Source organism: Algimonas arctica (genome assembly GCF_014652695.1).
Classification (GTDB): Bacteria; Pseudomonadota; Alphaproteobacteria; order Caulobacterales; family Maricaulaceae; genus Litorimonas; species Litorimonas arctica.
Genome location: NZ_BMZH01000001.1, coordinates 199,287 through 217,732, shown reverse-complemented (window position 1 = coordinate 217,732; position 18,446 = coordinate 199,287). Strand labels below are relative to the sequence as shown.

The 18,446-nt window shown below is 54.5% G+C and carries 17 protein-coding genes and 1 tRNA gene; 4 read left to right on the top strand and 14 right to left on the bottom strand.

Annotated elements, in window-relative coordinates; all coding sequences use genetic code 11:
• Nucleotides 1–114 precede the first annotated feature (114 nt).
• Nucleotides 115–480 (bottom strand): Hpt domain-containing protein, encoded by a 366-nt coding sequence (locus IE105_RS01070; RefSeq protein WP_189494462.1) that lies wholly within the window; start codon nt 478–480, stop codon nt 115–117.
• 402 nt (nt 481–882) lie between these two features.
• Between IE105_RS01070 and IE105_RS01065 the strand changes: the two genes are divergently transcribed.
• The 3 genes from IE105_RS01065 to IE105_RS01055 all read left to right on the top strand — a co-directional run bounded on the left by IE105_RS01065 (nt 883) and on the right by IE105_RS01055 (nt 5,200).
• Nucleotides 883–1,698, top strand: coding sequence for a CPBP family intramembrane glutamic endopeptidase (locus IE105_RS01065; protein WP_189494460.1), 816 nt, complete (start codon nt 883–885; stop codon nt 1,696–1,698).
• 89 nt (nt 1,699–1,787) lie between these two features.
• Entirely contained in the window at nt 1,788–4,121 is a 2,334-nt protein-coding gene (locus IE105_RS01060; protein ID WP_189494458.1) for a coiled-coil domain-containing protein, read from the top strand.
• 14 nt (nt 4,122–4,135) lie between these two features.
• Nucleotides 4,136–5,200, top strand: coding sequence for an RluA family pseudouridine synthase (locus tag IE105_RS01055; protein WP_189494456.1), 1,065 nt, complete (start codon nt 4,136–4,138; stop codon nt 5,198–5,200).
• Here the strand turns inward: IE105_RS01055 and IE105_RS01050 are convergent.
• From IE105_RS01050 to IE105_RS01035, 4 genes are all read right to left on the bottom strand, one after another.
• A complete protein-coding gene (locus tag IE105_RS01050; protein WP_189494454.1) occupies nt 5,158–5,952 on the bottom strand; it encodes an alpha/beta hydrolase family protein in 795 nt (264 codons plus the stop codon). The genes IE105_RS01055 and IE105_RS01050 overlap by 43 nt on opposite strands.
• Nucleotides 5,953–5,970: 18 nt before the next feature.
• Nucleotides 5,971–6,056, bottom strand: a tRNA-Leu gene (locus IE105_RS01045).
• Nucleotides 6,057–6,069: 13 nt separating this feature from the next.
• Nucleotides 6,070–6,801, bottom strand: coding sequence for a competence/damage-inducible protein A (locus tag IE105_RS01040; protein WP_189494452.1), 732 nt, complete (start codon nt 6,799–6,801; stop codon nt 6,070–6,072).
• Nucleotides 6,798–8,285, bottom strand: coding sequence for a L,D-transpeptidase family protein (locus IE105_RS01035; protein WP_189494450.1), 1,488 nt, complete (start codon nt 8,283–8,285; stop codon nt 6,798–6,800). Before IE105_RS01035 ends, IE105_RS01040 begins: the two co-directional genes overlap by 4 nt.
• A 109-nt stretch (nt 8,286–8,394) precedes the next feature.
• Between IE105_RS01035 and IE105_RS01030 the strand changes: the two genes are divergently transcribed.
• On the top strand, nt 8,395–9,363 hold the full coding sequence (locus tag IE105_RS01030; protein WP_189494448.1) for a DMT family transporter: 969 nt from the start codon (nt 8,395–8,397) through the stop codon (nt 9,361–9,363).
• On the opposite strand, the gene thiD is transcribed toward IE105_RS01030, so the two are convergent.
• The 9 genes from thiD to tolA form a co-directional block, all read right to left on the bottom strand.
• The gene (gene thiD, locus IE105_RS01025) at nt 9,260–10,123 is read right to left on the bottom strand and encodes a bifunctional hydroxymethylpyrimidine kinase/phosphomethylpyrimidine kinase (protein ID WP_189494446.1); all 864 of its coding nucleotides are present in this window, start codon (nt 10,121–10,123) and stop codon (nt 9,260–9,262) included. The genes IE105_RS01030 and thiD overlap by 104 nt on opposite strands.
• The gene (locus tag IE105_RS01020) at nt 10,120–10,593 is read right to left on the bottom strand and encodes a hypothetical protein (protein ID WP_189494444.1); all 474 of its coding nucleotides are present in this window, start codon (nt 10,591–10,593) and stop codon (nt 10,120–10,122) included. The genes thiD and IE105_RS01020 overlap by 4 nt, the downstream gene beginning before the upstream one ends.
• Entirely contained in the window at nt 10,586–11,398 is an 813-nt protein-coding gene (gene folP, locus IE105_RS01015; protein ID WP_233353911.1) for a dihydropteroate synthase, read from the bottom strand. Before folP ends, IE105_RS01020 begins: the two co-directional genes overlap by 8 nt.
• Nucleotides 11,399–11,476: 78 nt before the next feature.
• Entirely contained in the window at nt 11,477–13,420 is a 1,944-nt protein-coding gene (gene ftsH / locus IE105_RS01010) for an ATP-dependent zinc metalloprotease FtsH (RefSeq protein WP_189494442.1), read from the bottom strand.
• 113 nt (nt 13,421–13,533) lie between these two features.
• Complete coding sequence (tilS, locus tag IE105_RS01005) at nt 13,534–14,682, bottom strand: tRNA lysidine(34) synthetase TilS (RefSeq protein WP_189494440.1); 1,149 nt, start codon at nt 14,680–14,682, stop codon at nt 13,534–13,536.
• Nucleotides 14,683–14,699: 17 nt separating this feature from the next.
• Entirely contained in the window at nt 14,700–15,560 is an 861-nt protein-coding gene (gene ybgF, locus IE105_RS01000) for a tol-pal system protein YbgF (protein WP_189494438.1), read from the bottom strand.
• A gap of 14 nt (nt 15,561–15,574) precedes the next feature.
• On the bottom strand, nt 15,575–16,156 hold the full coding sequence (pal, locus tag IE105_RS00995; RefSeq protein ID WP_189494436.1) for a peptidoglycan-associated lipoprotein Pal: 582 nt from the start codon (nt 16,154–16,156) through the stop codon (nt 15,575–15,577).
• Nucleotides 16,157–16,288: 132 nt separating this feature from the next.
• Nucleotides 16,289–17,599, bottom strand: coding sequence for a Tol-Pal system beta propeller repeat protein TolB (gene tolB / locus IE105_RS00990; RefSeq protein ID WP_189494434.1), 1,311 nt, complete (start codon nt 17,597–17,599; stop codon nt 16,289–16,291).
• Between the two features lie 23 nt (nt 17,600–17,622).
• Nucleotides 17,623–18,444, bottom strand: coding sequence for a cell envelope integrity protein TolA (gene tolA, locus IE105_RS00985; protein WP_189494433.1), 822 nt, complete (start codon nt 18,442–18,444; stop codon nt 17,623–17,625).
• Between the last annotated feature and the right edge of the window lie 2 nt (nt 18,445–18,446).

The window sequence follows — 18,446 nt, the reverse complement described above, 5'->3', positions numbered from 1 at the left end:
CAGACATAACACCGAAGGCTAAGGCTTTCGGGACGGCCTTGTCCCAGGTCGAAAAATACAGAGTTCACGCAATCTCTCTGTCTCGCCGTCGTCCTTCCCGGGGCGACGGCGACTTTATTCGCCGCGAAGGTCTTTGAGACTTTGCGCGTGTTCCCAGCGTTGAATTTCAGTGCGTATCTGCTCAATCGCGAATTCGATATTCTGCACAGCAACATCGCGGGCTCCCATGCGCCGCTTGTCCCCGACCAAAGCTTCTGCCGCCTCGCATAGTGTTGCTAAATTGACGGCACCGACAGCTTTGGCCGACCCTTTCAAAGAATGGGTAACGGATTCCCACACATCATCGTCAGAGGCCGGATCAAGTCCACGCCCCCACATTTCCGTCTGGTGGACAAAAAGCCCAAAAATCTCGCGGGTCAGGGCAACATCGCCACCGACATATTTGTTCAGGTGATCGAAATCGATTTGCCGTTCACTCATAGCACACGCCTATCTCTTGCGAATTACGAAGATGCGGTTAGGCATACCTCAACCGCTGCTCTGATTGGACTGAAACTAACAATGAATTATTACGACCGCTTCCAAAATGGCGAAGTTCGCTGGTATGACTGGATCGCCGTTTTTTGGTTCATGGTCGTTGTGTGGCAACTCGTAAGCGCTGCGTTCGTATCTCCATTTAGTGAGATGCTTCTTGAATTAGACCCTGCAACGGCAATGGAAGTGGCTTTAATTGCGCAGCCCCACATGGGAATAGTCGAAGACCCAGTTTTCATCATTACAATACTGCTGAGTCTAATATTTTTGGCTGTCAGCATGGTCAGTCTAGGCCTCCATTATCTAGGGAAAAGAAGCCGGGCATCGATATTGTCATGGGCAATCAGCATGATTTTTACAATCATTGCAGTTTTCGCCCTGACACAGATGATGTCCCCAATGGCGGAAGCGAACAGCTTGGTACTCTCCGTCATTGGCCTGTCGCCTCTGGCCTATATGTTGATGCTCCTGACCTTTCCTGCCGCATTGGGCGGGCTCTATCTCGGTTGGAAGCTCATACATAAACGTCACCTCACAGCGCTGCATACGTCTCTCTCCAAATTCAGATGGAAGCGGGCCTTGCAGGCTTTCATCATCATGTGGGTCGTGCTCGGAACATATGGATTTATCGCGAGCCGTTTTAGCGACAACCCGCCAGAATTTGTTTTCGATGCGGCGCGTTTCCTGCCTTATGCCATCCTCTCGCTGCTATTGCTGCCGATCCAAAGCGCGACCGAAGAAATCGTGGTTCGCGGCTATATGAATAAAGGGCTGATCCATGTGTTCGGGAATAAATGGGTGGTTTTCACCCTGACCAGCGGCTTGTTCATGGCGCTGCACCTTGCCAACCCAGAGGCACAAGCCGCCGCAGAAGCCGGGAACTTACCGATCATTATGAGCGGCTATTTCTTCTTCGGCTTTGCGATGTGCTTGATGGTTTTAATTGATGATGGCCTCGAATCTGCGATTGGCGTTCACGCCGGCAACAACACATTCGCCGCAATTTTCGTCAATTATGAAAACTCGGTTCTCCCAACGCCCTCCGTTTGGCAGGTCAAACCAGAACCCACAGGTGATGCGATCACGGTCATCGTCATCCTCAGTATTGTCCTCGTTCTGCTTTACATCACCCGGAAATCACGCGCGCAGACAGCCCCCATCTAAAAGGATCGTTTCCGAACCGACTTTCGTCACTTGCCGTCCTGTGATAGCAAAATTGAACGAATCCCGTGATCCGGGTCGAAAGGGGGACCGTGTCCGATATCAGCCAGAAGATCTTCTCCATCGAACCTGAGCCAGATGAAGACCCGATTGCGCTCGTCCCCGAAGCACCTGACGCTAAGGGTGAGACAGTTTCGAAGAGTGATAGTCCTCCGCTGCTTCGCACCATCGTCGACATCCCCGCACCTTTAAACCGGCCCATTTTTGAGCTTGTCGAAACCATCGATGATGACGATGAAGAAACGCCCGAGCGCATAACCGGTCCAGCGCTAAATGACACGAAAATCGAAATAAATACGTTAGAAAACAAAGTCTTGGACCCTGACGCTGGGATTGAAAACCATCCGTCTGAGCATCCCGACTTTATCACAGCCATTATTAAACCTATCTCAGCATCCTCTTCAGCTCCTGTTTTGAAACGGCCTATGGCCTCGCCCCCAGAAACCTCACACGCTGCCCCGGCTCAGCCCGCCTATAGTGCCCCGGCAGCGCCCGCGACTGCGCGTTTGGGATGGGTGGGGCCCATAATGACTGGTCTCACAGGTCTCGCAATTGGCGCCCTTGTCTTTGCTTACATCACAGAATCAGGCGCTATCTCACCAATTGGCCTCGCTGGGCTTATTATGGCGATTATTGTGCCCATGATGGCTGTCATTGCACTTTGGGCGACATTGCGGGCTTTGCGCGCGAACCGTGAAGAGACTCTCCGGCTCGCGGAAGTAGCCGACCGCCTCACGCGTGCAGATGAATCCGTCACATCAGATGTTGCGCGCATGTCCAGTGCGATCAAACGCGAACTGGCCCAAGTCGATAGTCGTCTCGCGCAGTCCCGTGACGAGCTTGACACACTGGTGGCCCTGATCACGCGTCAATCGATCGAAATGAACGGTATGACGCAACGTCTTACCGACAGGTCTGAGACAATTGCCAAGACGGTCACGGATCAACGAGACGCCTTCACCGACCTATCAACAGATTTCGACACGCGGATGACCGCCTTAATCCAAAATATTAAAACGCAACGGGACGCCTTAGACGCCTCGGGCGAAGCCGCTGCGAAACGTGTCGGCGAAGCCAGCGACGCGCTCGATCATGCAACCAAACTGACAGAAGGGCATGGGGACGCCATCGCAACGGCGGCAACAACCGCCCATACCTCAATCACAGCCGCCGAGACACGCCTGAGTTCACTCTCTGAGCGCATCAAGGCACAAGCCGAAGAGCTAGATGATTTTTACGAGCGCCGGACGCAACAGCTTTCAGATTTATCCGAACGATTGACGAATGACAAAGGGTTGGCTGAAACGGCACTCTATAGCCAAACTGAAAAACTCGGAGCTGTCGATGCTCAACTTGAAATCACCGAGTCCCGCCTGACCGACCTGCTCGATCACGCCGGACAGGTACAGGCGCAACTCACGGCCCGCTTATCCGACATCGACAGCACATTATCCGACGCCGATAAGCGGTCTCGCGCCTTTACAGCCGATATTGCGGATCGTGTTAGCGATAGTGTCGCGCAGACCCGTCGCGAAATTTCGATTATGGAAAGCGAGCTTCGGGCCCTGCAATCGCGTATGGACGGCGCAAAATCCGCAGATTTAGCGTTACCGCCACAACCAAAGACACTGGCCACGCCCAAACGCGTTCATTTTACGCCCCTTGATACTGATTTCCCTTCGCTTGATCAGGATGATTTATCGATTCCCGAAGACGATGATGACGACACGCTCGATCTTGTTGAGGCAATCATCGATGAGCCTTTCGATATCGTCACGCACGCACCTGAGCAGCCCGATGTTATCCGCCGCCCGGGAGAGGTCGATTCTGCTAGCCGTGGGTTGAGTCGCGGAAAGCCTGAAAAGACTGACAAGAACTGGCGCTGGCGCGATATGTTGGGGTCAATCGATCCCATCACGGAGCCAGACTTTAAATCCTCGCGCTTAGCGCCCCCAAGGCCGGCCTCCGCCGTGGACCGACCCGGTCCAGGTGTTCCATTGCGCGCCCCGCCCCCGCGTGCGCCGGAACCCGAAGGCTCTGACGTTGTGGCTCGTTTATGCGAAGTTAAGCTCGCCCCCAGCGCCATGGTCGATGACGGAACGATTTCTGAGGCCGAAGCGGCCCGCCAGTCAGGCGGTGAAGCCGCGCAGTCCGAGGCCGTTTTCGCGCGCCTTAATTCGCCGATCATTCATTTACGCGGCGTTCTGTCCGCTGATCTTGAATTCCGCCTCCGGGCTGAGGGATTTCGTCGCAGCTATAATAGCTACCTCAGCGACATAACTGAATCCTCACGTTTGCGGGCTGAACTCGCCAGTGCCAATGGTCGTGCCTACCTGTTATGCGCCGCCGCATTATCCGCGTCTTAACCGAAACAAACATCATGTCCGAGTCAGATGACCCTACCGCTAAACCGAGCGGGCACTGGGAAGCCCGCTCCGCTGAGCAGAGCGACGCAGGATTGCGCGTTGATCGCTGGCTGTCGAGCTGGACTGAATTGTCTCGTGCGCGGATCAAAGCTTTAATCGAGGATGGCCAAGTCCGAGTTGACGGCAATATTCTCGGCAAAGTGACCGGAAAAATCGTTCCGGGCAGTGAATATGCGGTCTATGTGCCACCGCCTATCGATGACACGCCAACGCCCGAGGATATCCCGCTCTCAATCCTCTATGAAGACGAATATCTGATCGTGTTGGACAAACAGTCTAACCTAACGGTTCATCCGGCCCCCGGCTCGCGGTCTGGAACGCTCGTCAACGCCTTGCTCTACCATTGCGCCGATAGTCTTTCTGGTATTGGCGGGGTGATGCGGCCCGGTATCGTGCATCGTCTCGACAAAGACACTTCAGGTGTCATGGTCGTGGCGAAATGCGATCAGGCACACCGCGGTCTGGCCGCACAATTCGCAGAACACTCAATGGAACGGGCCTATATTTGTCTCGTCCGCGGACGACCAAATCCACGCAACGGACGCGTAGAAACTCGGCTCGCACGGGCGCCACATGATCGCAAAAAAATGGCTGTGGTGCGTGGGACGAACAATAAAATTCACGCGTCTGAGCACGGCCGTCACGCCGTGACACATTATAAAACCTTACGCGGTTTCGGACAGAAAAAGAACAGCAGCGTCGGCACCCCCGTCGTCGCAGAGGTCGAATGTCGCTTGGAAACCGGGCGAACGCACCAAATCCGGGTTCACATGGCCCATTTGAACGCCCCCTTGCTGGGAGATCCGCTTTACGGAAATCAGAAGGCCTTCATGTCGGATAAATCTGATGTTGAATTGCGTGTGCGGGAGTCCGTCGCCAACTTCAAACGACAAGCGCTCCATGCGCGGATGCTGGGCTTCACCCATCCCGTCACCAAAGAAGTCTTATCCTTCGAGACACCGCCCCCAGCGGATTATCAGGCGTTGGTTGATGCTTTGTCGGAATTGCCCCGCACATAACGATGCGCCCACGCCGTGAGAACACGGCCAATATAGTCGGCATCATCGTCATTTTTCAGGAGCAGATGGTCGGCTCCGTCTAGGCTCACAAAGCTTTTTGGATGGCGGGCAAACCGGAAAATGTGGCCCGCATTATCGATGTTGACGACGCTGTCCTGCGGACTGTGAAAGATGAGGAGCGCGCGATTGAGGTCTCCGAGACCCTGCGCAACATCATGTTTTTTAATGTCGTCGAGAAACTGGTTCTTGATGACAAAGGGCCGTCCGCCCAACATCACTTCTGCTTGTCCGCTTTCGATAATTTCTTCCAGTTTATCGCCAAAATTATGTACAATGTGAGTCGTGCTACAGGGACTTCCGATCGTCGCCACAGCCGACACGGAGGGAAGGTCTTGCGCCGCTTGTAACGCCGCCGTTCCCCCAAAACTGTGCCCGATCAGAATGCCGGGCGCGCGGTAATGTTTTTCCAAATAGGCGGCTGCGGATTTTATCTCCTGCACATTGGTCGAAAAATTGGTGTCTGAGAAATCTCCGCCCGACCCGCCAAGACCCGTGAAGTCGAATCGCAACATGGCATAGCCCTCATCGACGAGCGCCTTGGCAATCGTATGCAACGGTTTGAAATTTTTGCCGATAGAAAAGCCGTGAGCGAAAACGACAAAGTCGATGATGTGACCATCGTCAGGAAGATCAAGCCGTCCGGCTAAATCATGTCCCAAAGCACCCGGAAAATTGAACCGTTCGGATTTCATGGCGATATCTCCGAAATCTGGTGCGGGCGGCCGGGATCGAACCGGCACTTCCTTGCGGAAAACAGATTTTAAGTCTGTCGCGTCTACCATTTCGCCACGCCCGCAGACGAGGTCTCCCTACCCCTGAGTGAGGCTATCGACAAGGGCGTTCAGAGCCGTTTTTACACGATTTAGCTGAACTTCATCTTGACCCCGGGCGACAAAGGATACGCCTCGCAATTCGTCGTTGAAAAATGGGTAGCTGCCAATCGATACGCTTGGATGAATCGCCTCCAGCGCCGCGAGGGGCGCGGCGGCGTCGCCTTCTCCGATCCCGGTACAGGTCACTGATATCTGATAGGTCTTTGCCCCGCCTTCGATCCGGTGGCCAATATCAGCGAGCATGCCGCGCATGATCTGTGGCACACCCGCCAGCGTGAACACATTTTGCGTTTGAAACCCCGGGGCTTGGCTCACAGGATTAGCAATCAAACTCGCCCCGTCGGGAATGCGGGCCATACGTCGGCGAGCGGCATTCAATTCATCGTCGGTGTAGCGTTGACGCAAACTCTCGAGCGCGTCTTCGCGTTCTGAAATGCCAAGCCCAAACGCGCTCGCGATACAATCAGCCGTGATGTCGTCATGGGTTGGGCCAATACCGCCCGTTGTAAAGACATAGTCAAATTGTTCGCTAAAGGCGCGAACGGTCTGTGTGATAGTGTCTGCATCATCCGGCAATACCCGGGCTTCCCCGACAGAGACGCCCAGCGCCCCCAAGAAAGTCGCAATGGTTGCAAGATTCGTGTCCTGCGTTCGACCAGAGAGTAATTCATCCCCAATCAGCAACACACCCGCTTTGACCAATTTCATCGTGAGTTAGCCTTCCGGTTCAATCCCGTCAGTATAGCCGTGTCGCGCTCATAGATATCATCAAGGAACCGGACGCCCGCCGCATCACTAACCGCCGTCATATAGAGGACATGGACGGGAGTTTTCGTCACCAGATCAACACGGGTTTCCCGCTTGGATTCGACGGCCTGATCAATTCGTGCCCGATCCCAGCCGTCCTTATCAGACAGTAGCCACGCGGTCAGTTCGAGAGGGTTTTGAGTTCGGATACAGCCTGACGAGAAGGCCCGCTGGCGCTGTGCGAACAAACCGCGATCCGGTGTATCGTGTAAATAAACATTGTGGACATTGGGAAACATGATTTTGACTTGCCCTAAGGCATTCACTGGCCCCGGGGATTGCCGCAGTCGATAAGGCATGGTCCCAGCTGGAATAGAGGTCCAGTCAATCGTTGTTGCATCGACAGGCGTGCCGGCTTGATCCAACACCTGAAATCCCAGCCGCTGCACGGCGGACGGATCGCGTTTGAATAAGGGCAACTTATCCCTACTCGCCAAACTATAGGGTGTTTCCCACCACGGATTTATGACGACATATTCAATGACGTCAGAGAAGATCGGCGTTTTGCGATAGGTTTTCCCCACGATGGCACCATGAACACGGTCTATTTGGCCATTCTGCCACGCTTGCACGGAGAAGTCGGCGATATTGACCCGCACATGCTTTTGGCCAAGATCGTCCGGCAACCAGCGCCAGCGCTCTAAGTTCACGCGCAACTGATCCAATTCATGCGTTCGGTTACGGTTGAGAACACGCAAAGTCGCGGGGCCAACGGCACCATCATCATCCAAATCATTGGCGGTTTGGAATGTTTTCACCGCCGCTACAGTCTCCTCATCAAATGTTCCGGTGGCCTCTAGGTCCAATCGTGTCTGCAATAACGTGACGCGCGGCCCCGTCATGCCGGACTTTAATGTGACACCAGACGGCACCACCGGGAGATCATCCACAGTGCCCGCTAAACGCCCCGCCAATTCGGTCGTCAGCGATTGATAGGCCATATGTTGCGGCGCCAAGCGATCAAGACTGCTCACCAATGTGCCGTTTGCCAAAGCCTCGCGCAAATGCGCGCTCAGGTTCGCTTCGCGGCCTTTGGCCGTCCAGTCTGGCTCCACTGATTTCGGAGAGAGTTTGCCAAAGGCAATATGCGACGCCGCGCTCATCCACGCATCAACGGCGTAGATCGCCATGTCTCCGTCAGTCCCATAATTGGTAAGCGCATCCAGATGATAATCCGCTGGATTTAATCCATGCGCCTCAACGCTCTTCAAAGCGGCGATCATATCGGCTTGCACAATTGCAGGTCCGGACACGACATCAGACCCATTGGTATAGGAGAGCATCGCTTTTGGGGCGAGCGGGCGGATGGGTCCGGGCGGTGACGCTGCGACCGCGGTCGCCAGGGCCAGAGAGACAATGAAACTTGACGAAATTATTTTTAACATACCCCACTTTACCCGCTCAAAACGAGTGCGGGCAATCATTCCGCTGATGCTTAGCAGTAAAACAGGACCAACCGTTGACCCGGTCGCGACGCGCTGCCAACGGCATAACGTGGAAAAATCGCCCTTATCTCGTCCGGCCATGATCGCTCTCTGCGCCGCTTTGATCCTAATATGGGGTAGTGCGTTTAACTTTGTTGGCGTCGCGGTCGATCACATTAGCCCATTCTGGTTGACGGCGTGGCGACTTTTGGTCGGCGCAACGGTGCTTACGCTCTACGCGCTTATAACAGGGCATCGATTTCCGACTTTTCGCGATCCCCGTTGGATCTGGTATTCCGTCTTGGGAATGACAGGGGCAGTTATCCCTTTTTTGCTGATGGCCAAGGGACAATTAAGTGTTGATAGCGGTCTCACCGCCGTGATTGTCGGGGCGATGCCGCTGATCACTATCGTTTTGGCGCATTTCTTTACAGACGAAAAGCTGACCCTGTTTAAGGTTTTTGGGTTCTTCATCGGATTTTTAGGCGTCGCCGTCTTGTTTATGCCCGATCAATTTGGGCTCGGGCTCACGGGCAATTGGAAATCGCAATTGATTATCCTGTGCGGCGCCTTTTGCTATGCGGGCACAACTGTGGCGGCCAAACGCGCGCCCAAAACGCCTGCACCTGTTGGCTCCGCCATCATGATGATCGCCGCCAGTATCGCAGGTCTAACAGCCGCATTGATCCTAGATCCGGGAGGCCATGTGCCCAATGCGCCCGCGCTGACGATGATCTTATTACTCGGTATTGGGTCAACGAGTGTCGGCACAATCCTCTATCTTTTCTTCATCGACCGCGTTGGACCCAGCTCGATGGCGCGATTGAATTACTTTCCGCCTGTGCTCAGCGTTATCATCGGCGTTTGGTTCCTGTCTGAGCCGTTCACATGGAAGCTGATCGTCGCGTTCATCGTGATTATTATCGGCGTCATGGTCAGTCGGATTTCAAGCCCTTCAGAGCGGCGAATGGGTTCGATACGCCCGGATCGAGGTCGTCCCCGCCCTCCGATTCCGGCGGTAAGGCCAGACCGTGATTAAGCGGGCCGTGGCCCTGCCCTAATTTCGGCGCGGTGCGGATCGCTTCAAAGACATAATCCCGCGCAGACGAGACGGCCTCTTCCATGGTTGCGCCGAGCGCGAGTGCGGCGGCAGCGGCACTGGCCAAAGTACATCCGGTCCCATGCGTGTGCCGAGAGTAAAGACGCGGCCCGGTCATCACCGACGCGCCGTCATCTGAAATCAAGATATCGACGATGGATTTCAGGTCCAAATGCCCGCCCTTCATCAACGCGGCATAGCTCCCCATTTCAAGCAGGGCTTCACCCGCCCGCGACATTTCGTCCGTATCCGTGATGCTCAATCCCGTCAGGATTTCGGCTTCGGGAACATTAGGCGTGACCAGATCGGAAATTGGCACCATTAACTCTTTCATCAAGGCGACCGCGTCTTCGTCGAGCAAGCGATCGCCGCTCGTTGCCACCATGACAGGGTCCAAGACGACCAGCGCGTCCAGCGGTTCAATCGCGGCATGGACGGCGCGAATAATCGCGGATGAGCCCAACATACCGATCTTGATCACGTCGACGCCGATATCCTCGACGCAGGCGTTAATTTGCGCGGTGACCATGTCGGGCGAAACCAATTCCACCCGGTGAACACCAACCGTGTTCTGCGCCGTGATCGCCGTGATCGCGGTCATCGAATAAGCGCCAAACGCCGCGCAAGCTTTGATATCCGCCTGAATACCCGCCCCGCCAGAGGAGTCAGAACCGGCGATGATGAGGACGCGGCTTTTCATTGCAAAATTCCAAATAGAAAAATGACACTCGTTATAATTCCAGCTGAAAACAATATCCCTGAAAAGCAACTAGATCCAAACAATATTCTTGGGAACAACTCAGATTTCCCTTGAAACGCTTTTAGTTGAGTGGTCATTTCAGCACCAATTTCTTGATCATCTGTATACCGATATCCAACCAAAAAACCGTAAGTATTGGCTGCATTGTCGGCTTCAAACTTAGAAAATAAAATTTGTAGAACCAACGTAATTCCAGAAGTAATTATAGCTGCAGCGAAGAATACTATAGTGGCTTTGACCGCCCAATTATTACCTAAATTACTACCCTCTTGAAAAATCCGATTTGCAATAAAAGCTAAGGAAGCACCACCACCAAGAAGTATATATCGTGCGAAAGACCTTAACGTCTCAACATAACGAGATGCGGATTCTCTGAAATTATACTCTGAAAATTCAGCGAGCTTACTCATTCTCAATCCCCTCCCAAACCCTTAGCGCCTGCATCGTCTCCGCCACATCATGCACCCGCAACACTGCCGCGCCCTCGTTCGCTGCATAGAGCATACTCGCGAGCGACCCGCCTAAGCGTTGCTCAACCGGGCTACCGTCTATTTTCTGAATGAAGCTTTTGCGCGACGTACCGATCAGGGTCGGCGCGAGCGCGGCGAATTTTGCGGTGTGACGTAGGATGGCGAGATTATCTTCCAACCGTTTTCCAAAGCCAATACCCGGATCAATCGTGATCTGGTCACGGTCTATCCCTGCGGCAACGCAGATCGCGATGCGGTCACTTAGATAAGCCAGCACCTCGTCCACCGGATCGTCATAGCTCGGCCTGTCCTGCATCGTGTCCGGCGTCCCTTGCGCGTGCATCAGGATAATCGGACAGTCGAGGTTCGCTGCGAGCGCGACGCTGTCGTTTGAATAGGTCAGGGCCGAGACATCGTTCCAGATGTCTGCGCCCGTCAATATCGCCGCTTCGGCCACTTCGGGTTTGCGCGTGTCGATACTGATCAAAGGACCGGGGTCATCGTCCTGCGTGGCGGTGCGGATCGCCCTGATCACTGGAATCACGCGGTCACGTTCTTCCGTCCACGGCACAAGACGTGCGCCGGGTCGCGTGCTCTCGCCGCCAATATCAATAATATCGGCGCCCTGATCGATCAGCTGACGGGCGTGTCGCACAGCTGCGTCAAGATCGCTAAACTGTCCCCCATCGGAAAAGCTATCCGGTGTGACATTCAAGATGCCCATAATTTTGGGTCGTCGAAACATGGGGGCGGCCTACCGCAGTTTTGCTGAATGAAAAAGGTTGGGCGCAAAGAAAAAGGCCGGGTCTCCCCGGCCTTTTGATTACGCTTCCGTCGCGCCGCCGATCGGGCGGGGCTTCGGTTTTTTAGTGGTCGGCACGGCGCTGACAGCGGGGCGTTTGCTCGCATCCCCATCGGGCCGTTTTGGTGTCGTGCCGTCTTTCAACAATGCCGTAATTTCATCACCAGACAAAGTTTCATATTCCAACAAGGCTTCGGCCAGTGCGACCCAGTCCTCTTTCTTTTCCGTCAAGATTTGGCGGGCTTTTTCATGCGCCTCCGTAATGAAACGCTTAATTTCGCCTTCGATTACCTTGGCCGTTTCCGGCGAGATAGATGAGCCTCGGCCAATGCCGGACTGGAAACTCTGCTGATCAGTGTCCTTATAGGCAATCGGCCCAACCTTGTCCGAAAGACCCCATTCGGTGACCATCGCCGTGGCAATCCGCGTGACTTGTTCAATATCCGAACTCGCGCCGGACGTGACTTTATCATAGCCAAAATGGAGTTCTTCGGCGGCACGGCCGCCCATCGCCATCGCCATACGCGCGATCATTTCTTGCCTGGATTGGCTGATTTGATCCCGTTCGGGCATATATTGCACCATACCCAGCGCACGACCGCGCGGAATAATTGTCGCTTTATGGATTGGCAGGCTGCCTTCCATATTCAAACCAACAATCGCGTGTCCGGCTTCGTGATAGGCAGTATTTTCGCGTTCTTCATCAGACATGGATAAGCTACGGCGTTCCGCGCCCATCATGACCTTATCGCGCGCATCTTCAAACTCGCGCATCGTGATTTTCAACTTATTGCGCCGCGCCGCGAGGAGAGCCGCTTCGTTCACAAGGTTAGCCAAGTCTGCACCGGAGAAGCCCGGCGTGCCACGCGCCACATATTTCACGTCAACTTCAGCCGAAATCGGCTTGCCGCGCATGTGGACTTCGAGAATTTTTTCGCGACCTTGAATATCGGGATAAGGCACTTCGATCTGACGGTCGAAACGACCCGGGCGAAGCAGTGCTTTATCGAGAACATCAGGACGGTTCGTCGCCGCGATGATAATCACGCCTTCTTGTCCTTCAAATCCGTCCATTTCGACCAGCAATTGGTTGAGCGTTTGTTCGCGTTCCTCATGCCCGCCGGACGTGCCGACACCGCGGTGGCGACCGACAGCGTCAATTTCGTCGATGAAGATAATACACGGCGCATGTTTGCGAGCTTCCGCGAACATTTCGCGAACCCGAGATGCACCGACACCGACGAACATTTCAACAAAGTCAGAGCCGGAAATCGTAAAGAACGGGACCCCTGCCTCACCCGCAACAGCGCGAGCCAGCAAGGTTTTACCTGTTCCGGGAGGGCCGACGAGCAAGGCGCCAGTTGGAATTTTCGCACCCAAACGGGTGAATTTGCTCGGGTCCTGTAAGAATTCGACGACTTCTTTAAGGTCTTCTTTCGCGCTTTCGACGCCCGCAACATCTTCGAATGTTACGCGCTTGGTGTTTTCTGTCAGCAGTTTAGCTTTGGATTTACCAAAGCTCATTGCGCCGCCACGCCCGCCGCCCTGCATATTGCGGAAGACAAGGAAAAACAGACCGATGATGATCAGCAGCGGAAGAATAGAAATCAGCAGATTGCCAAGCAGAGATTGCTCTTTCTTGTCTGCATATTGATACGGAATGCCCGAATTTTTCAGAACATCGCCAGCGGGATCCGATGAAACGGGCGGAACATTCACGGTGTAGGGATCACCATTGGCCAAATCCCCCGTGACTTCCCCGCCGGGAATGTCGATCTTCGCGGATCGAATTTGGCCGTTTTCAACGCGTGTTTGAAAATCGGAGAAGGTGAATTCTTCGCCTGCGGCGGTTGCGCCTGTATTGCTCTGCGAGACCGCGAATACGATCAAAAGCAGCATAATAATGATGCCCCAAACAGCGAATTGTCGCTGATTATTCGGGGTCGGTGTTTTCTTCTCGGCCATGAAACTTCCAAGTTAGAGACGGGTCATACCCTACATAGGGTGTCCGCCACACAATAAAAGCGGACGGTGTGACACGCCCGTGATGTTTTTACGTTTCAGCGCGGTAAATACGCTTACATTCCTGTCAGGGCGGCGTCCAATCGGTCCTGAACAAGATTCCGGACCCGAACACCGCGTCCGTAAAGAACCCGAAAGCCGACATGTTGCCCGCGCCGTTCAGGATGCAATTGTCCTGCCGAACCGCTGACCATGAACCGTCCGTCCCAGACGGTGAGCTGCGGAGTAATTTGTATGGGCACGGCTGTCGGCATTACGCGTCTGTCCCGACGCCCACTTATCGCAACAGGGTCACGCGACAAGGTCAAGATTTCGCCGTCCCACTGTCCAATGCACCCCGCGCCAATAGGCACTGTGTCACCGGAGGCGAGCGGCTCTAACTTCTCCGCAATCCGTAACCGCTGCGTGGGACCGCTTTGACCTCCAATAATGGGCGCGATGAGAGCCAAGGCCGGCGCGCTAATCAATTTCGGCACGCTGAATTGGCCTTCATGCGTGAGATGATAGCCTTTTAATTCCATTTGAATGCGCGCGATACCTTCCCGAACCCCGCGCCGCATCGCGTCTGATAGCTCAAGCATATCTTGGGCTAAGGTCGGATGATCGGCCAACTCTTGCCGCGCCCTGACGCGGGCAAAAGTTCGGTCACGATTGGAAGGATCATTGATCGGGTCTAAGTCGGAAAGTGGAGCGCGTAAGTCGTCGCGAGAGAGGTCCAAGGCCGGACGATAAAGCGTGACACCAGCAAGTTCCGGCCAGACAGGCGCATAGCGTGTTGGCCAAATACCGGCCGCGCCGCGCCAACCCGACCCGCGTTTCACCCGCATCAGCACCGTTTCCGCTTGGTCATCGGCATGATGCGCCGTCAACAGCGCCGGAATGTCATGGGCACGGCAATAATCTCCCATGAGACCGTAGCGTGCCTGTCGTGCTTTTTCCTGCAATCCCGAGGTCGGCCCATTGGGCTCCCATGTCAGCACGACAAGATCATACCCAAGCGATTTAGCGAGCGCAGCCGCATACTGTGCTTCGGCGTCAGAACCGTCGCGCAACCCATGATCGACGTGCAGTACGGCTTTCAAGCCGGCATGATTGCGGAGCTGTTGTAAAAGGGCCAGACTGTCGCCGCCGCCCGAAAATGCCAGCGCGAACGATGTGCCATCAGCTGGAAGACTGGCCGTAATCCTGTCCTCGACCTCAGTCAAATTTTGGTTGTCCGGGCTCAACACCCTGTTCGGGAGGCTTCCCGTGCAGCCTTGTCCCGTGCCGATTGTGTCGCATTCGGGAATTGATCATTAAAACTATTGAGCGCGGTGCAGGCTTCGCCCGCCTGTCCCATCTCCCGCAAGGACGCGCCAAGCTTTACGAGCGCATCAGGGGCTTTGGGTCCGTCTCCGGACGCGCGCATTGACGCGATGTAGGACTCTGCAGCGGCATTATATTGCCCCTGCACGAACAGGCTTTCGCCAAGCCAAAAATTAGCTTCCCCGCGATCATTCGCTTCAGTGTTGAGTTGCAAATACTGGATAAGGGCTGTTTCTGCGCCGGCATAATCCCCTTCAGCCAATAGTGACTTTCCCATATCCAGGAGCAATGACGCATCATTCGAACTATTCTCGGACGCCGGTGGTAAAACGAAATTTTCAGTTCGCGTCGTTGGCGGTCCTTGAATTTGACTGAGCGTGGCCGGTCCACCAACATAGGTGTCATCCACTTTCGGAGCATTTTGCGCCGCGACCAGATCAACCGCATCGAGGTGGATTTGCATCCGTGTCGACAAGGTCTGCAAAATCCGAATGTCGGATTCCAACGCATTCACTTCAGCGTCCGCTAATTCCCGCTCATAGGAGAGACGTTCAATTTCGCCGCGCAACGTGCGGATCGTTGTTTCCAATGTATCGACCCGCCCCATGAGGCGCTCAGCCGCCGGGTCACCCGTCAGCATGCGCGACTCGAGCCGTTCAATTCGGACTCGCAACGCGTCATTCTGAGCCGCCAGCTCCGCCCGACTTTGGGCGAAGACTGGGGTCGCAACTGACAGGATTACTGTCAGGGAGAGAAATGTCCGAAAAATAAGAGGCATAAACCGAATAGGTCCTAGCTTTGTCCAACAGGACGGAGGTTGGTATAGCCGTTGCGATTGCGCGCCCAGCCTTCTTCGTTACTGCGCCCGTCAATGGGACGTTCTTTACCGTAAGACACGGTGGTCAGACGCGAAGGCTCAACACCTTGGCTAACAAGGAACGCTTTGACGCTGTTCGCGCGGCGGGCGCCGAGCGCGATATTGTACTGACGCGTTCCACGCTCATCCGCATGACCTTCGACAACCGCCGTGTAGCTATTATAACGATTCAACCACTCAGCTTGCTGGCGGAGGGTCTGACGCGCATCGGCTGACAGCGTGAATTGATCGTAGGAGAAATATATCCGGGCATCGCCGCCTGTAGAATAGGCAAAATCTTCAAGCGAGCCTGGAAACGGCTGATTAGGCGCGAGCGACGTTGAGGGAGATTGCACAGGTGCGAGCACTTCAGGCCGTGATTCAGGCTCCATGATTGGCGCAGGCGTTTCCTCAACAACCGGTTGAGGCTCCGGAATAGGATCTGGTTTTGTTGCACAAGCCGACAACATCAATGCCGTCATTGTTACGAGGGTGAGTGTACGAGGTAAGTTTATCATAGTCCGTCCCTTCAGTCGTTTATACGTTGAACATCGTCTTAAGCTTCAGGTCAAAGCCCGTCTCGTGAAACTTTGAAAAGGGTACGGCCAAATTAAGGCCGACGCCTGATTTTTACCTAAATAGCCTAATAATCAATCTAAAATTGGCGACCAAGCCGGATCGGTCGCTTGCCCCGGCGTCTCAACCCGTTTCAAATTACGGCCTGTCATATCCACCGACCAAAGCTCAGCGCGTGAATCAATGCCCCGCGTTTCTTTGGTAAACACAATAACGCGACCATTCGGAGACCAACTTGGCATATCGACAAGGTAATCATCGGTCAGAATCCGCTCATTGCGGCCATCCGGATCCATAATGCCAATGGAAAACTTGCCGCGGTTTTGTCTCACAAATGCAATCTTGTCGCCGCGCGGGCTCCAGACAGGTTGATTATAGCGTCCGTCACCAAAGCTGATCCGTTTTGGCGACGACCCATCCGCATTCATCGTGTAAAGTTGCGGCGTGCCGCCTCGATCACTCTGGAAAACCATCCGACGGCCATCTGGGGCAAAGCTCGCTGACACGTCGATCCCGGCATCCGTTGTCAGACGTTCCGTTGACCGTGTCATCAAGTCCATTGTGTAAATATCAATGTTCCCACGCAGTTCCATCGACAAGACTAAATTCCTTCCGTCCGGAGAAAACCGAGGAGCGAAGGTCATGCCCGGAAAACTACCCAGTAATTCCCGGCGACCCGTTTCAATATTGAGGAGATACACTTGCGGAGGCAGTGTTTCGTAACTCATAAAGGTGATGGTCTGGCTGTTTGGATCAAACTGCGGGCTGATCACAAGATCAGAGCCGCCTAGGAGATATTGCGGGTTAAACCCATCTTGATCCATGATCGCGAGGCGCTTCTGACGATTTGTCTTGGGACCGCGTTGATCGACAAAAACAATGCGCGAGTCGAAATAGCCCTCCTCGCCCGTCAGCGCCTTGTAGATGGCGTCAGAGGCCTTGTGCGCCGTCCGTCGCCAATTGGACGTCGTCGTGGAGAACCGAATACCTTGCAGCTGTGTGCCCGCGAACACGTCCCACAGACGAAATTCGACCCGAACCCGGCCGGGTGCATCCCGTACGATCCGACCCGACGCTAAGGCGTCGGCTTTAATCACACGCCAATCCGCGAACGTCGGCTCATAATCAATGTTAGTCTGAGTTTCGAGAAAGCTGGCTGGATCAAGCGCGCGGAAAAGTGCGCTGCTTTCCAAATCGGCGCGGATAACCTCCGCGATCTGTTCGCCGAGCGCGCGTGTTTCTGGGTCTTGGCCGAGAAAGTTTGGCACGGCAATCGGGACAGGATCGACATTCCCTTCGGTAATATCGACTTCGATCTGCGCAAGACTTGCGGCAGGAACAGCCAACCCAAGCAGGGCCATAAGAAGAATAAAATATCGGATCATAGTCGCCATCATAATCTCTAGAGTCACAATTTAGGGCGGAAGTTCAAGATCAACGACTGCCATTGGTCGAACTTTTCATGCGGCAGGAAGTCATAGGGCGCACATTTCGTCACCGCTTGGACCGCGCGCATTTCTGCAATATCCCAAAACGGATTCCCCGGTGACGCCCGCCTTGAGGCCGCTCGGTCAATCACCTGAACGTCCTTTATGAAGCCGCCGGGCAGCATGTCGACCTGCAAACGCACGATCAATTTTTCAAGGTCTGTCACATCAACAGGTGTGCGCCAGCAGCGATACATGGCGCTATTCAAAGCATCGAGTTCTGACAGTGTCATCTGCGTACCGCTGCCAATTCCCTCACGCGCCTGATCCGCATAGACAATTCGCTCTTCCGACCCTTCATCAGCAATTTGGCTGTCCGCGACCGTTGATGTGTCCTTGGATTTATCGATCAGTGATGAAATCCGATCCAAATCAAAACTTTTTTTGGCTTCGACTATTTTCTCAGGCTCAGGCTCAGGTTCGGGTTCGCGCTCATCGCTTTTTTCCGGAAGGGTTTCAGGCGGCGCAATCGGATCTGCGGTCACTTCCTCGTCCGGGGCGACATTGATAACGTCGTCAACCTCAGCTGCATTATCCACGGATGTTTCGACCTGCATCGGCAGCTCAGGTTCCGGCGTCACCACAGGCTCCCGCCGCTCCAAAGAAGCACGAATATCCGTAAATTCGGCAACTGTAATCAACTCAACAGGAACAACCCGACCTGTTTCTAAAGGCTCTACCGTCGAAAAAACGACGCTCGCACCGAACAAAACGCCCGCGTGAAGAAAGAGCGATATGGGCAAGC